This window comes from Stakelama saccharophila, from assembly GCF_032229225.1.
Lineage (GTDB): Bacteria > Pseudomonadota > Alphaproteobacteria > Sphingomonadales > Sphingomonadaceae > Sphingomonas > Sphingomonas saccharophila.
The window spans coordinates 2,923,458-2,937,714 of sequence record NZ_CP135076.1 but is presented as its reverse complement, the minus strand read 5'-3'; the positions used below and the strand labels follow the sequence as shown (position 1 = coordinate 2,937,714).

The following is a 14,257-nucleotide window of genomic DNA, read 5'->3' as shown; positions in this document are numbered from 1 at the left end:
ACGGCGATTTCTACAAGGAAAGCGGATGAGTCATTCATATCACGAGGTGTCCGCGATGGCGGTCGATCGCTGCTATGACCTTGCTCGATAGTGGCAGATGGTCCCTTTCCGACGCCCACGCCGCGTCGAACCGTTCGACCGTGTCTTTTGCGGCCCGGATGACGGGGCGAGTGGCGAGACGCGCCTTGTCGGCCATCGCGCCGAGTTCGTCATAGGTGTAGGATCCCCACGCCTTGGACCGGCGAAACTTGAGCGCCGCTTCCTCGTCGCCCAGATAGGGAACGGTCGATAAGAGGTCATAAGCCGGCGACAGGATCGGCGCTCGCCGGTCGGGATATACCAGCGACCAATTCTTCAGATGCATGTCGCCATTGCCGATGAGCACGCTAAATGTGAGACGGCGCACGAACTGCTCGATGCTCGCTTCGTCGGTCTCGATCGCCAGCACCGACAGGATATTTCGGTAGCTGGCATTTTCATATTTATCGTCGGGGTAGACGCCAAAGACCTGCGCGAAATCCTCGATATGGACGGGACCGTGCGGGGTCCGGTCGAAGCGCCGGATGGCATAGGCATTGTCGCCGAACTCGCCGATCCCTTCGGGCAGCCCCTCGATTTTTGCGACGGGTACGAGATCGATATCCGGCACCTCGATGCCGACGTGCCGGGCCAGGCTCATCGACGCGAACTCATTCTCGGGAACGTCGGAAAAGCGCGTGGAGGGTAGTTTGACGATCCAGTCACCGCCATTGCCATGCGCCGGAATCGTCAGGCCACCATTCTTGCCGCGATTTTTCAATGCCGAGAATTTGAGCTGCACCCCCGCCAGCGAGAAGCGAAATATGGGCGGCGCGGCGACATGGCTTTCGTTGTCAGCGAATTCGCCTCCGCCGGCTGCTGTGGTCTGCTGGACGGGCACTGCGCGAATGGCGCCGGGAAGATCGGTGCCGAGCTCGGCGAGCAACTGGAATTCGCGGCTTGCCTTCACGCCAGCCCGCTTAGCGAGATAGTCGCGCAACGTACCTTCGGGCAGCAGGTTGGAAAAGAACGGCGCGACGCGCGTCCGATAGGCACGGGTATCGGTGATCAGCGCGCCATATTCGTCTCGAACGGAGAGGCTTAGCGTTTCGCGCGCCTCGTCCGCGACATAGCCTTCGTCGAACGTGAAGATACTGTGATCACCGTCGAGCAGCGTGATCGTTCCGATCCTGCGATCGTAAAGGAAGATGTCGAGGGCACGGGCGTCAGTCATCGTCCTCCTCCAGCCTGTGGGCGGGACGCTGGCGCGGCGACGGGAGAACAGGCGCGTGAACGCGGTGGTTTCGCAACGCGCGCAGACTTGCGGTCGCCTGATCGAGCGCCTTCATGATGTCCGCTCTGCTGTCATTTGAATGCAGCAGCCGCGCGAGCTTACGCGAGGGTTCTACAGCCTCCTGCAATGCCTTCAGTGCCGGGGTATCGAAATGCAGCTGCCGAAGCTCGTCGATCGCCTGTCCATAACGCGACAGTTTGTCGGTCGCAGGAAAGGCGCTTTCGAGGTCCGCCAAGAGCTGCGCTTGTTCATCCAAGATCGTCCTGGCCCGACTGGCACTTGGATCGGCGTTGCGTCCGGTCGCTGCCTGGATCGTCCCCTCAAGCGCGGCGACCGCGGCGCGCGGGACGAGGGTGAGTTCGAGATCAAGCGCACGCGCAAGTTCGGCGAGACTCGAGAATTGAAGGTCCACCGCGCCCTGTTCGATCTTCGAAATGTGACTCTGGGGAAGTCCTACGCGTTCGCCAAGTGCACGCTGGGACAGGCTCTTTTCCCGCCTCGCGTGCCTCAGCCGATGGCCGAATGTAACCAGCAATTCAGTTTTAAGCTGCTCTGACATATGTTTTTATCAATCCATATGCTTGAATATATAACCCGCCCCCTGAGTGGCAAGCCTATATAGCATAATCTTGCTGCATTATATATTATTGCATATGATCGATAATCATCCTGAATGGTCACCGCAATCGCGGCTTAAGCGCTAGAGGTTTGTTTCGATTGGATATCTATATTCCTGTGTCTGACTGGACATCGGGAACGATCGGAAACCAATTAATCCTTCGTGACACGCGTTTTGCGGTCAGCGGACCTTCGGGCACTTTTCTTGGTGCATCGATCGACCCTCTGCATAGGTCATCGATAATTTTATCCGTCTTTGAGCAACGCATCCATCACAGGGCAGTGCGGCACATCGCCGCCTTCGCACTGGGCTGATATATCGGCGAGCGTGTGTTCGAGGCGTGCCAGATCCTTTATTCTCGTCCGGATATCCGTGAGATGGCCCCTGGTGAGCGTGAGCACCTCTCCGCAGGTATATTCGTGTGAGTCCGCGAGGCTGAGCAGACTGCGAAGCTCTTCCACCGAGAAGCCAAGTTCGCGGGCGCGCAGGATAAATCCCAACCGCGTTTGATCTGCTGGGGAATAGATCCGGTGTCCGCTTCGGGTCCGTTCGGGCGCCGGGAGCAGCGCGATATTCTCATAATATCGGATCGTCTCAATGTTGCATCCGAAACGCCTGGCCAGCGCGCCGCGTTTTAACGGACGGTCGGTCGCCGCGAATGCCATCGAAAATCACCTCTTGAACCTGTATCTACTACAGGGACTACATAAGTTCGGTCGGACAGGAATCGAGAGTTAAGGGCGAATGGCGGCCACGCGACCGGAAAGCGAAGGATCGACGTCCACGCGTCAGGGCGGCAGGCGCGGCGGGTGGTTGGCCACGGGCGGGATCGTCGGCGCCGTGCTGGCGTCGTCGTGCTGCATCGTCCCGCTCCTTCTCGTCATGCTGGGGATTTCGGGTGCATGGATCGCCAATCTTACCGCGCTCGAACCTTACAAGCCCTATTTCCTCGCAATGACGCTGGCATTTCTCGCCGGCGGCTTCTGGCACGTCTATTTTCGTCCGAAGCCCCACTGCGACGAAGACAGCTATTGCGCCCGTCCCCGATCCGACTTGCTGACCAAGGCAGTGCTGTGGGTAGCGACGCTCATCGTCGCGCTCACCATGACCCTGCAATGGTGGGCACCTCTGTTCTATTAGGAGACCTAAAATGAAGCACCGCCTGTCGATCGTCCTTTCAGGACTTGCCGCCGTTGCCGGCGGCACTGCCATCGGCGTCGCGCCCGGCCGCGCGGCGATCGCCGCACCGGCAAGCGAGCGGACCCGGACATTTGCGATCGGCCACATGACGTGCCCGACATGCCCGATCACCGTGAAGACCGCGATGGGCCGTGTCGCAGGCGTCAGGTCGGTCAAGATCGACTTCGGCGCGAAGACTGCCACAGTCACCTATGATGCGAAGGTCGCGACACCGGCGAAGATCGCCGCCGCATCGACCAATGCCGGCTACCCGGCGAAGGTTCGCGAGCACTGAACCGGTCAGCTCCAGAATCGCAAATGCAGAGTATGGTTATGGAATTGCAATCAACCTTGACGTGTCCGGTGTGCGGGCGATCCGAAATCGAGACGATGCCGACCAATGCGTGTCAGTTTTTCTACGACTGCAAAGGTTGTGGCGCGGTGCTACGCCCCAATGCGGGCGATTGTTGTGTTTTCTGTTCGTTCGGCAGCGTACCCTGCCCCCCGATCCAGGAAGCGCGCGCCACCGGAACGACGGCCTGTTGTCAGGGGAATACGGTATCCTGACGCAATCGTTCGACCTGGTCGTGCTCGGCGTCGGGATGGCGGCGGTGAGTGCGGCGAATAAATGCGCGGCGGCCGGCTGGTCGGTCGCCGTCGTCGACGAACTCCCTTATGGCGGAACCTGCGCGCTGCGGGGTTGCGATCCCAAGAAGCTGCTTCGCCGGGGTGCGGAGATCATCAACGATGCGCGGCTGATGCGCGGCAAGGGGGTCAAGGACGACGACCTGCGGATCGACTGGGGCGAACTGGTCGCGTTCAAGCGCAGCTTCACCGACAAGATGCCCGGCCGGATCGAGAGCGGTTTCGATGAAAAGGGCATTGTGACGTTGCACGGTCACGCGCGGTTCCTGAATGAAAACACAGTGGAAATCGGGGGCGGGACACGGATCCAGGGCCGCCATATCCTGATCGCAACCGGTGCCGTAGCACGACCGCTGTCGATGCCGGGGTCCGAACACGCAATCGACAATGCCGGGTTCATGGACCTCGATGAGCTTCCCAAGCGCATCCTGTTCATCGGCGGCGGCTATATCTCGTTCGAATTTGCTCATATCGCGGTTCGGGCGGGGAGCAGCGTCTGCATCGCCGATCACGGCCCGCGACCACTGCGCGCCTTCGACCCCGATCTCGTCGATCGACTGGTGGCGCATAGCCGCGATCTGGGTATCGACATCCGGCTGAACGTGGCGGTGCAATCAATCGAACGCGTGTCAGACGGCTTTCTGATCCGCACGAAGTCGGGCGACGAATGCGCCGAATTCACCGTCGACCTCGTCGTTCATGGTGCAGGAAGGGTTCCTGCCGTCGATCAACTGAATCTCTCTGCGGCGAATATTGAACGCACCGATGCCGGCATTCGCGTGAACGCGCACCTCCAGAGCGTATCCAATCCCGCTGTCTATGCCGCCGGCGACGCCGCCGGTACGGCGGGACCCGCGTTGACGCCGGTCGCGGTGGCCGAAGGCAAGGTCGCCGCGTCCAACATGCTCAAGGGCAATCATGCCAAGGCGGATTATAGCGGTGTGCCAAGCGTCGTGTTCACGATTCCCGAGCTCGCACGGGTCGGGATGCTCGAAAGCGAGGCCCGGGAGGCCGGATACGATGTGCGCATGGCGGTCAACGACACGAGCGACTGGTTTTCCAATTTTCGGGTAGGCGAATCCTGCGCCGCCACGCGCATCGTTATCGACGCCAAAACCGATCGAATTCTGGGCGCCCATCTGCTGGGACCGGGATATGCGGAATTGATCAATTATCTAGGTCTGGCGATCCGGACGGGACTAAAGGTCGGTGATTTGAACAAGATGATCGCCGCCTATCCGACGATATCGTCGGATCTGGGATCAATTTTGTAGCCGTCATAGATCATCCGAACACATGGTACCGCCTCCCTATCACGCGGAAGCTATCGTGATCAGGTGGCCCGATCCTGGAGTCGCTTTCGCATGATCGCAAAGTGAAGCGGACGATCGAGCGCAACCGGATAGGGCTTCGTTCGGCCGGTGAAGCCAAAGCCGCGTCGTTGATAGAATGATATCAATCGCGGTTGTTGAACGATGACCGCGATCTCCATCCACTGAGCACGAAATCGCTCGATCGCGACCCTCTCGGCCGCTGTGATCAGACGTTTGCCGAGTCCCGCCGTTTGACGATCTGGTTCGACCGTCAACAGACTTAGTTCGCATACGGTTTCAGGCTCATAGGCAATCCGCACGCAGCCAATGGGCGCATCATCGGCAAAGGCACCGAGCAAGCACTGCCGCGGGTCAGCGAGAATAGCCAGGAGCGCAGCGCGAGAAATTCGCTCTCCCTCGGCTAGAGCGACTTCATACGACCAACTCGCCCGGGAGGTCTCGCCTCGAAAGGCACGTTCAATCAGCGGATGCAAGCTATCGAGGTCGATGTGCCGCACCGCGCGAATGCGACTGTCGCCAAATATCGTCATGCTGTTATCCCATAAGCGAACCCAACCATGCGATAATCGGACCCAAAATCTAGCGGAGATTCCCAACTGCCTGCGGGTCGCGTGAATTGCGGTAAACGCGATGGCTTCGCGATCGAACAGGTTGGTGACGCATTGTGCCAGCCTTCTCGGCGCGGACAAGCTTGCCAGCTGGTCACCGCGCCGGCCCGCTCCGCCCGCGACCGATCGTCCAGTTGATCCCGTCGCCGCGCATCAGTCCGGACACGCTTTTCCCGACATGGCGATCGAGCACCGGCCGCCACGGCACGAGGGTAAAATCATGCGCGCGTTCGATGAGCGCGAACCGCCCGCTGACCAGATCGAGGCGGCGGCGATAAAGCCCCTCGATGCGTTCACCCGATGCCGCTTCCTCAAAGGAGCGTTTCAACTCCGATGAAAGGCGCGTCGCGACCGTGAGCAGTTCGCGTCGCCGCAGCGCCTCGATAAACCCGGTTCTGGCAACGAAATCCGTCCCGTTCCCCGAGCCCAGCCCTTGTGCGACGAGCCATTGCCGGCGGCGGTTCTCGGCATCCCGCACGGCGTGCCCAAATCCGGTATCGCGGGCAGGCGGCGGCGCGGCGTCCACGAGGCGATGATCGAGCCAGGTCGCGGCCTCGCGGTCGACCAGCCGATCGACCGCCATCGGTGACAGCATCGTGATCGCGACCGGGCGATCGCGCAGCCTTGCCGTCTCGAACCGGTCGACGGTATCGAGATGGTCGGCGCCGATACGCCAAGTGCCCGAGGCCTCACGAACGACATCGACGCCCGCTTTGCGCATCGCTTCGAGCCGTCGCACATGGGTTAGGGCGAAGGGTTCGCTGGCACGCTGATCGAAGGCGAGATGCGCTTCGACATCGTAGCGCCCGCCATTCGCGGCGGCGACTGCGGCGATGGTGTGATCGACTTCGCGGGCGCCGCCGGTGAGAGGCTCGATCTGGACGATCGCGCCCGGGCCGATGTCTTCGGCGCTTTCCTTTCCGATCGCGACATAATGGCTGCGGCCATCGAGCGCATCGACGATCAGATAATGGCGATCGGCAAATTCGTCGGCGAGGCCGCGCATCAGCACGCTGCCGGTCAGTGCTCGCGCGTCCGGTTGGGCGGGGTCGTAGATCGACCGGTCCGCGCTTGCGCGCTCGATCCGCGCGGCGGTAAAGGCGCGCTGCATGGTGCGGATGATATCGTCGCGTTCGCCGATCCGGGTCAGCGTCGCGGCAAGATCGGGGGCGAGCCACCAGCGTCCCCGTCCCGCCTCTTCGGCGAGACCGAGCTTTTTGAGTTTCGCCAATCGCCCCGCGCGCAGACTCTGCGCGAACGCGCCGCGCGCTCGCGCCTCGACGAGCCGGTCCTCTCCGGCCTCGGCGATCAGCTGGCGGTCGATCGCGGTCAGCCGGTCCTGATCGATTTCAACGGCCAGGGCGCGCGCGATGTCGCGATCGGTACGCGGTCCGAGATCGAGGTCGATCAGCTCGGCGGCGCGCTCGCGAAAGCCGCGCGTCAGATAGTCGCGCGCGATGACGAGATCGGCGCCTTTGTCGTCGACTCCGCGCAGGAGAATATGGCTGTGCGGGTGGCCGGTGTTGAAATGATCGACCGCGACCCAGTCGAGCCTGGTCCCGAGGTCGGATTCGGCGCGCGCCATCAATCGCCGGACGAGCGGCTTCAGATCGTCATAGTCGGCGCCGTCCTCGGGCGAGACGATGAAGCGGAACTGGTGACGATCGCCATGCCCGCGCGCATGAAAGGATTTGGCGTCGACCGCGTCCGCATCGCGTCCGTACAGGGCGCCGCGATCGCCCTCGCGGGTGGTGCCGTCACGCTCGAGATAGCGCAGATGGGCGGCCGCCGCATTCGCTCCCTTCCCCGCGAGCCGGACGATCCGCGTCTTGACGATGACGCGGCGGCGCGTGAGCGCCGAGCTGCCAGCCCGGCTGCCCAACAATCGCCCGACGCCCGCGCCGCGCCCGGTGCGACTGCCCGAATAGCCGCGCCGGGCCTTGCTGAATCCGGGCCTGCCGCCGCGCGCGAGATTGGTGGCGGCGAGCACGCGTTGGAGATAGCGCCGACCGCGCTTGCCGCCACGCGCGCGCTGGCGGCCCAATCGGGGTTCGAAATCGTCATCGCCGGACATCACAGGGCTCGTATAACAAGGGACGGATCGAGCTTGCCGCCGTCCGGACCTGCTGAAAACCGGTGTCGGCAGCAATGGCGCATTTGCGCCGTTTCTGCTCATCGACCGACACTGGTTCCCGCCGACCGGTGTCGGTAAAAGCGCCTGAAAACGATGTGCAGACAAAGACTTACGCGCTGGCCCGTGCCAGCGCTTTATCTTGCCTTACGCCGCCCCATTCGCCTTCCTGTCCTTTCCGGTCCCATCTGGTCCCACAACGCCCACCCCGCGCGGCCAAAAAATGCCGGGACGCGCCGCCCTTGTGACAGGCAACGCATCCCGGCCGTTCGCACCGGCTTCAGCCCAGACTTGCCAATGCCCGTGCCGCCTCGCTCCTGCGCCGGAAATCGCGCCGGCCCATCAGTCCGTGCGCGCATCCCTCGCCATCGATAATCAGCACCGCCACGCTCCACGCGCGCCCGAGCCGCGCCAGGATCGCCACCCGGTCGAGATCATCCGAACCCTCTTCGTCCGCGCTCCAATAGCGCCCGAGCCAGCGTTCGCTAATCCGTGCTTCCCAGAGAAAATCGCTCTCCTCGGCCTCCAGAAACCGCGCCGCGAGCGCTGCGCCCACGCCCTGCCCGAATTCGCGTTCTAGGCCTGCGCTCAGTACCGACAGAACCGTCTTCCCCGCTGCTATGTGCTGCATCATCGCCATCTCGAAATCTCCATCCTGTGATGCCCTTTGGATAAGGGCAGACAGTCCCGAGACGGGCGGCGGCGCGGCTGTCAGGGCCGCTGGCGGCGTGCCGCCAGCGCCGCGTCAGCGGCGGCGGAGGAACCGATTTTGTCGCGAGCAAGCGAACAACGCGCGCGCGGCAGCGCGCTCCTTATCTCGCGGGAAAATTGGCGGGGCCGCCGGCCTTGCACAGCCGCGCCGCCGGCCGTCATGCTGGGCCTTGCCGAGCCGAGCCCCTCTTATCCCCACCCACGCGCGGTGACGTCTGAAGGAGCGATCATCATCGGTCGGATTGGGCGCGGGTATCGCCGGTCGATAGCGGCATGAAGAGCGATCGCGATGGCGACGGCGGTGCTGACGACGGCAGCGATGATGCCGTGTTCGCCGTGACCGACGCGCCGTGTTGAACGACGAAAAGCGGTGGCGGCGGCGACGGTTTCGCCGCAGCCACGGTAGGCGTCGGCCGCCCATCGCCAGCGTCCCGGCCACCGACGAGCGCGAGATATTCTTGTGTCTCGCGCGGCAATGAACGCCGTCCCTCGCGCCATCCGGCATAGCGGCCGGGGCCGGCATTATAGGCGGCGAACAGGCCTGGATAGCCGAACCGGCGATACATTTTTGCCAAGTAAGCGGTGCCCGCGAGGATATTGTCGCGCGGGTCGAAAGGATCGCTGCCGAGCGCCTGCTCGGCGCGCATCGCCGCCCAGGTCGCGGGCATCAGTTGCATCAGTCCCATCGCACCCTTGCGGCTGGTGATCGGGCGTCCGGCACGCTTGACATGACCGCCGCTTTCGGCGCGCATGACGCGGCTAATCCACGCCTCGGGCACGCCGAACCGGACCGAGGCCTCGCGGATAAAAGGGCGCCAGCGCGCGACCGGATCGGGTGCTCGCGATGCAGGGACAGACGGCGACGATGCGGTCGGTGCGCGCTGATCGCGAAGGTGCAGCGCCGCATTGGACCCGGCAATCGCGGCGGTTTGACCTTCGGCAAGGTTCGTCAATGCGATGACGATCCCGATCGGCGCGAGCGCGATCAGTCTCCCGAGGCCCGCGGCACGGCGCGGGCGCGGCTCAGCCACGATCGTCGCCACGGTCATGCGGCGCCCAGATCAGCCGCGCGGTGCCGAGCACGTCGCGCGTGTCGCTGATGCCAAAATAGCGCCCGTCGAACGAATCGGGCCGGTCGGTCGCGAGCAGCAGAATTTGCCCGCGCGCGAGCGTGCGGCATCCCCGCCACGCGGGGAGCGCGTCGCCGCGTGCGTCGGCGGCAAGCCGCCGCGCTACGGCCGCGCCGTCGACCGTGATGACGCTGTCGAGGGCGCACACCCGCATGCCGGCGACCGCTGCGACATGCTTCACCGCGGGCACATTGGCGGGAAGATAGTGCCGCCGCGCCGCCAGCTTGCGCGCGCGGTCCGGGAACCAGGCGATGACCATGGCGCCGAGCGGCGGGCGTTTGCCCGGCGTCACGAGATAGAGGCCGATCGGCGCGCTGGCGCTCGCATTCCAGACGAGACGCGGGACCGGACGAACTGCGATGGGCATGAGGACGAGACCGGTCGCGACGGCGGCGAGTGCGCAAAGACGCGCGGCGCGGCGGCGCGCGCGGCGGTGCGCCGTTCGCTGTTCCTGCCAGGCGAATAAAGGCGGCGGCCCGCGCCCGGTCACGCGCGGTCGCCTTTGGCATTGGCGCGCGACCAGGCTTCGATATCGTCGATATGATAGCGCCAGGTACGACCGTGGCGGCGGCAGCGCGGGCCGGTCCCGGCTGCGCGCATCGCCTTGAGGGTCGAATAGCCAAGCCCGAGATGAAACGCCGTCTGTTTGGCGGTGAGGAACGGGCAGGTGTCGCGCGCGGCCTGGGCGCGCCGGGCGGTGTCATCCATGAGCGGCGGATCCCGATTAGGCGGCGCCGATGCGCGCCGCGTCGGTCCCGTCATCGCCCGATCGATCCCGTCCGGGCAGGGTCGCAATTACGTGCATGCGATTCCGACCCCCCTTGTCGGCGCTGGCGACGCGAAACGCCCGCGCCCCTTTCGAGAAGGACGCGGGCGTCGCCGGACTGGTCAGTCGGCGGGGTTCCAGATGATCGCGAACGCATCGTCGTCATCCTGACCGGCGGCGCGGCCGAGATTGGCGTAGAGCCGGCGCGGCCCGAATTCGGGCGCGGCGAGCGATAGCGACACATAGTCCTTGCCGGACATTTCGCCGCGCCGGACCCATCCCGCGCCGACCTCGACGCCGTTCGCCGAGACCCGGTAATCGGGCTGGGTGTCGGACGCCTTGCGGGTATTGGGCACGATCTCGATCTCGGTGCGGATCGACAGCGTCTTCAACTGGCCCTTGAAGCCGTTTCCCTCGCGGGTGACATAACCGATGGCTGGCATTGTTCGTCTCCTGATGTGTCGCCCGAACCCTTTTCCGGACGATAGCGCGACCGTCGGACCGGCCAGGCCGGACGCGCGAACCGTCAGGCCGAAGCGTCAGCGGAGGACCGGAGCGCCAAAGGCTTATTTGACCGCGAAGCGGGCGCGAGGAGCCCGTGGACACGGGCGGGGAAATAAGCCTTGGCGGCGATGGTTTCGCGCGCGCCGGCGGCAGGTCCAGGTCTTGCGCTGAACGAACCGGCAAGGGGCGGCGACGCCCTCCAGGCGACACATGCCAGCACGTTTTTTCGGAGCAGGCGAGTAGGTTTCCGGCGGACAGGGACAGGGGCCGATCGCCGTGCACCGAGATGATCGATGACCGCCCCCGCCAGCCGTCAATCATGCCCCTTCATTTCGGTGTCGGCGCGGCGTCGGACCAGGCATCGTCGCGACGGCATGGCGGAGACGGCATTGCCACGGGTGGTCGCGCCGCTGCCGACCAAAGTTCCTACTGGCGCCGGATCACCAATTTGGTCGCGCCGCACAGGCTGCACGCCGCCTTGCGCCGCTCGAATCCGTTCGATCCGGCAAGTTCGCGGGCCTTGTGTTTGGCGTGCTGGCGGACCGAAAAGCCGAGTCTGTCGGCGATACAATCGTCGCAGACCGGCTCGGGCGACAGTCGCGAGACGAAGCGCTCGACCTCCTCCAATAGTGTCATTGTGTTGCGTCTTCCCCTTGATCGGTCGGCCCTGCCGCACGGAGATCGCGTCGGCAATCACCAAGACGACACCATGCCTGGCCGCACGATCGGCGGTGACGCGAGAAAGCGGTTTTTGCCAACAAGTCACGGTAATTTTCACCGCGCGCGCGGTACGGATGACGCATTATGCGCGCGCGATCCACCGTGATGGACACCGCCATCAAGGACATGAATCGTGCAGACGAATCAGCGCAATCCGCCCCGCATTCAGGCGGTGGCACCCGCCACGTGAAGCGGCGGGACGGCAAAATCCGCAGCGGCGAAATATGCGAGCACGGCATCAAAACACCTGCATTGTTCGACCGTTTGACGATCGATCACCACGCGTTCCTGCTCGTCGGCGGCAAAGGCCCGAACCGCGCCGCTGCCGGTAAAGACGATGATTTCGGGCGACCATGCGCCGCCATAACCGTCCGACCAGCGCATGAAGGGGAGCGCCAGTTCCAGGCACAGGGCTTCGAGCGTTGCGAGCCGTCCTCAGGCGATGGCATGGGCATAAAGTCTGAGCGCATCGTCCTTGGGCGGTTGGCACGCGTCAAAGGCGGGGCCGTCCTATTCGATCGACACGCCTTCCTCGATGATCGCCGCGACGAAGCGGTCGCGGTCCTGTGCGGCAAGCGTACCGCCGATGGTGATCGCTACCGAAACCCGGTCCGCCATGATATTTCTCCTTGCTTGCCGCGCGTCCGAGCGCCGTCAGGCGCGAGGCCGCGCGGCCCGATTTTTTGGCTCCGAAAAATGGGAGCGGCGGATCGCCGCTCCCTCACTCCGTCACGCCGCCAGCGGCACCGGCTCGCATCCCGTCTCGCCGTCCGTTTCGGGCGGCGCGGCGACGGCACCCGGCGCGGTCGGATCGGGGTCGGACGGCTGCTCGATCGCGCGCGCGGCCTCGGCGCGGGCATTCGCCGCGACCGTTCCCACCCCGCCCCGGTCGGTATAGGCCGAAGGCGGGAAGGCCATCCATTTCGGCACCCAGCCTTCGACCTTGTCGCGTCCGTTCGCGCCGTCCAGATGATCGCGGACAATCGCCTTCATCACCTTGGTCTTTTCGCCTTTATTGGCCTCGGCGACCGCGTCGCCCGCCACCTCGGCGACGATATGGCCAAGCATCTCCTTGTCGCGAATCAACTCGAAAAAGGCGTCATCGGCTTGCCAATAGTCCGCCATATCGACGCCGATCCGCATCCCGACCGCCTCGACGGCGGCGCTGCCGCTGGCGAGCGTTTCGCCCATGACGATGGCGATCACGTCCATGAGCGCCGCATCGGGTATTTCGAGCAGCCGCAGGAACAGCCCGACCAGCCCATGTTCATCGGCATTGCCGCCGGTGACGGTCGGCGTGTCGGCATCGAAGTCGAGAAGCCCGAGCACCGCGCGGCGGCGTTCGTCGAACGCCGCTTCGGCCCGGCTGTTGTCGAGGCTGTCGCGCACGGCCTCCTTGCGCGTGGTCTGCGGCTCGGGGCTGATCCGCCACAAGGGCGAGCCGGTGATGGCATGGGCGACCATCAAGCGCAGCGCGACGCCGGGATGACCGGTGAGCGCGGCGCGAACGGCGGCGTGGCGGTGCAGATCGATATAGGTCTGGCACGTCGAGGTGATTTCGGGGCGTTTGGGCTTGTCGGCGGTCGGCGTCTCGCCGCGCGCGATCTGTGCGGCTTCCTTGTGGCTGATATAGCCTTCGTGGAACGCCACCTCGCCCGACTGGCGGACATCGATATAGACGCGCCCGCCTTTGCGCTTGGCGGCCTTTTGATATTCCCATGTCGAGAAATACCGGTCGGGGCCGACGATCACCGCATCGGCCCAGCCCGCCTCGATATAGCTGGCGCGGCTCTGCTCGATCGCCGCGTCCTGCGCGGTCCAGAAGGCATCGGCGTCGGCGAAATAACGGTCCTCGCCGAACAGGTCGGCGATGGTCGCCAGCCCGCTCGCTTCGACATCGAACAATGCGAAACCGACCGGGACCGACTGTCCGCCGAACAGCCATGCCTTCAACTGATGGCCGGTCGGCAGATAGGCATTGTCGTCATCGGCGAGCGCGAGCCATGCCCTTTGCTGGCTTTTGGAGGCGAGCGTCAGATGGCGCACGGTCGCACGGTCGATTTCCTCGCGCGCATAAAGCGCGCGGATGCGCGGCAGGAGATTGCCGAGCGCGAGGACGCGCTTGATCGTCAGTTCGGGCAGACCGAAGGTCGCGGCGATATCGTCGATGCTGCGGCCTTCCTTGACCAATCGCGTGAAGGTCGCCCACTGCGTGACCTCGTCGGCGTCGAGGCGCGCGATATTTTCGATCAGCGAGGCCTCGACCGCATCGGCATCGTCGCCCCAATCGAGGATTGCGCAGGGCATCGGTTCGGGGTCGAGCGATTCGGCGCGGCGCTCGTCGGCAACGATCGTCGCGGCGGTGAAGCGTCGCGCGCCCGCGACGATTTCATAGCCATCGGGCGCACAGCCTTGGACGGGTTCAGGGCCGGGATTGGGGCGCACAATGACCGGCTGGATGACGCCGCGTTTCCTGACGCTGGGCAGGATATCGGCGACATCGGGCGGACGTTTGCCGTAGCGCATATTGGTCTTGCTGACCGACAACTTGTTGAGCGGGATAAAATCGAGTTTCATGGGATTGCTCCTTGGTGAGTG

The 14,257-nt window shown here is 64.3% G+C and carries 17 protein-coding genes; 4 read left to right on the top strand and 13 right to left on the bottom strand.

Features of this window, described 5'->3' with window-relative positions; genetic code table 11:
- Window positions 1-34 precede the first annotated feature (34 nt).
- The 3 genes from RPR59_RS13700 to RPR59_RS13690 form a co-directional block, all read right to left on the bottom strand.
- Window positions 35-1,252: a type II toxin-antitoxin system HipA family toxin gene (locus RPR59_RS13700; protein WP_133494263.1), complete on the bottom strand. Its 1,218-nt coding sequence runs from the start codon at window positions 1,250-1,252 to the stop codon at window positions 35-37.
- Window positions 1,245-1,871, bottom strand: coding sequence for a helix-turn-helix domain-containing protein (locus RPR59_RS13695; RefSeq protein ID WP_133494262.1), 627 nt, complete (start codon window positions 1,869-1,871; stop codon window positions 1,245-1,247). The genes RPR59_RS13700 and RPR59_RS13695 overlap by 8 nt, the downstream gene beginning before the upstream one ends.
- Window positions 1,872-2,176: 305 nt before the next feature.
- Window positions 2,177-2,596 carry a MerR family transcriptional regulator gene (locus RPR59_RS13690; protein ID WP_133494261.1) on the bottom strand — a complete coding sequence of 140 codons (420 nt, stop codon included), beginning with the start codon at window positions 2,594-2,596 and terminating at the stop codon, window positions 2,177-2,179.
- 79 nt (window positions 2,597-2,675) lie between these two features.
- On the opposite strand from RPR59_RS13690, the gene RPR59_RS13685 reads away from it, so the two are divergent.
- Genes RPR59_RS13685 through RPR59_RS13670 form a run of 4 tightly spaced genes read left to right on the top strand, consistent with a single transcriptional unit; the run spans window position 2,676 to window position 5,029 of the window.
- Complete coding sequence (locus RPR59_RS13685; protein ID WP_133494260.1) at window positions 2,676-3,071, top strand: mercuric transporter MerT family protein; 396 nt, start codon at window positions 2,676-2,678, stop codon at window positions 3,069-3,071.
- 10 nt (window positions 3,072-3,081) lie between these two features.
- Complete coding sequence (locus tag RPR59_RS13680; RefSeq protein WP_133494259.1) at window positions 3,082-3,405, top strand: heavy-metal-associated domain-containing protein; 324 nt, start codon at window positions 3,082-3,084, stop codon at window positions 3,403-3,405.
- A gap of 23 nt (window positions 3,406-3,428) precedes the next feature.
- The gene (locus RPR59_RS13675) at window positions 3,429-3,677 is read left to right on the top strand and encodes a GDCCVxC domain-containing (seleno)protein (protein ID WP_280524581.1); all 249 of its coding nucleotides are present in this window, start codon (window positions 3,429-3,431) and stop codon (window positions 3,675-3,677) included.
- A complete protein-coding gene (locus RPR59_RS13670) occupies window positions 3,653-5,029 on the top strand; it encodes a dihydrolipoyl dehydrogenase family protein (RefSeq protein WP_229668118.1) in 1,377 nt (458 codons plus the stop codon). Before RPR59_RS13675 ends, RPR59_RS13670 begins: the two co-directional genes overlap by 25 nt.
- A 59-nt stretch (window positions 5,030-5,088) precedes the next feature.
- On the opposite strand, the gene RPR59_RS13665 is transcribed toward RPR59_RS13670, so the two are convergent.
- From RPR59_RS13665 to RPR59_RS13620, 10 genes are all read right to left on the bottom strand, one after another.
- Entirely contained in the window at window positions 5,089-5,619 is a 531-nt protein-coding gene (locus RPR59_RS13665) for a GNAT family N-acetyltransferase (protein WP_133494258.1), read from the bottom strand.
- 172 nt (window positions 5,620-5,791) lie between these two features.
- Window positions 5,792-7,771 carry a relaxase/mobilization nuclease RlxS gene (gene rlxS, locus RPR59_RS13660; protein WP_313914976.1) on the bottom strand — a complete coding sequence of 660 codons (1,980 nt, stop codon included), beginning with the start codon at window positions 7,769-7,771 and terminating at the stop codon, window positions 5,792-5,794.
- A gap of 337 nt (window positions 7,772-8,108) precedes the next feature.
- Window positions 8,109-8,468: a hypothetical protein gene (locus RPR59_RS13655; RefSeq protein ID WP_313914974.1), complete on the bottom strand. Its 360-nt coding sequence runs from the start codon at window positions 8,466-8,468 to the stop codon at window positions 8,109-8,111.
- A gap of 301 nt (window positions 8,469-8,769) precedes the next feature.
- Window positions 8,770-9,570, bottom strand: coding sequence for a lytic transglycosylase domain-containing protein (locus RPR59_RS13650; protein ID WP_313914971.1), 801 nt, complete (start codon window positions 9,568-9,570; stop codon window positions 8,770-8,772).
- Complete coding sequence (locus RPR59_RS13645) at window positions 9,563-10,159, bottom strand: S26 family signal peptidase (protein ID WP_313914967.1); 597 nt, start codon at window positions 10,157-10,159, stop codon at window positions 9,563-9,565. Before RPR59_RS13645 ends, RPR59_RS13650 begins: the two co-directional genes overlap by 8 nt.
- On the bottom strand, window positions 10,156-10,377 hold the full coding sequence (locus RPR59_RS13640; RefSeq protein ID WP_313914965.1) for a helix-turn-helix transcriptional regulator: 222 nt from the start codon (window positions 10,375-10,377) through the stop codon (window positions 10,156-10,158). Before RPR59_RS13640 ends, RPR59_RS13645 begins: the two co-directional genes overlap by 4 nt.
- Before the next feature lie 180 nt (window positions 10,378-10,557).
- The gene (locus RPR59_RS13635) at window positions 10,558-10,878 is read right to left on the bottom strand and encodes a DUF736 domain-containing protein (protein WP_284053992.1); all 321 of its coding nucleotides are present in this window, start codon (window positions 10,876-10,878) and stop codon (window positions 10,558-10,560) included.
- A gap of 487 nt (window positions 10,879-11,365) precedes the next feature.
- Window positions 11,366-11,575: a hypothetical protein gene (locus RPR59_RS13630; RefSeq protein ID WP_313914962.1), complete on the bottom strand. Its 210-nt coding sequence runs from the start codon at window positions 11,573-11,575 to the stop codon at window positions 11,366-11,368.
- Between the two features lie 249 nt (window positions 11,576-11,824).
- On the bottom strand, window positions 11,825-12,043 hold the full coding sequence (locus RPR59_RS13625; protein ID WP_313914958.1) for a hypothetical protein: 219 nt from the start codon (window positions 12,041-12,043) through the stop codon (window positions 11,825-11,827).
- 345 nt (window positions 12,044-12,388) lie between these two features.
- On the bottom strand, window positions 12,389-14,236 hold the full coding sequence (locus tag RPR59_RS13620) for a ParB/RepB/Spo0J family partition protein (protein ID WP_313914956.1): 1,848 nt from the start codon (window positions 14,234-14,236) through the stop codon (window positions 12,389-12,391).
- Window positions 14,237-14,257 lie beyond the last annotated feature (21 nt).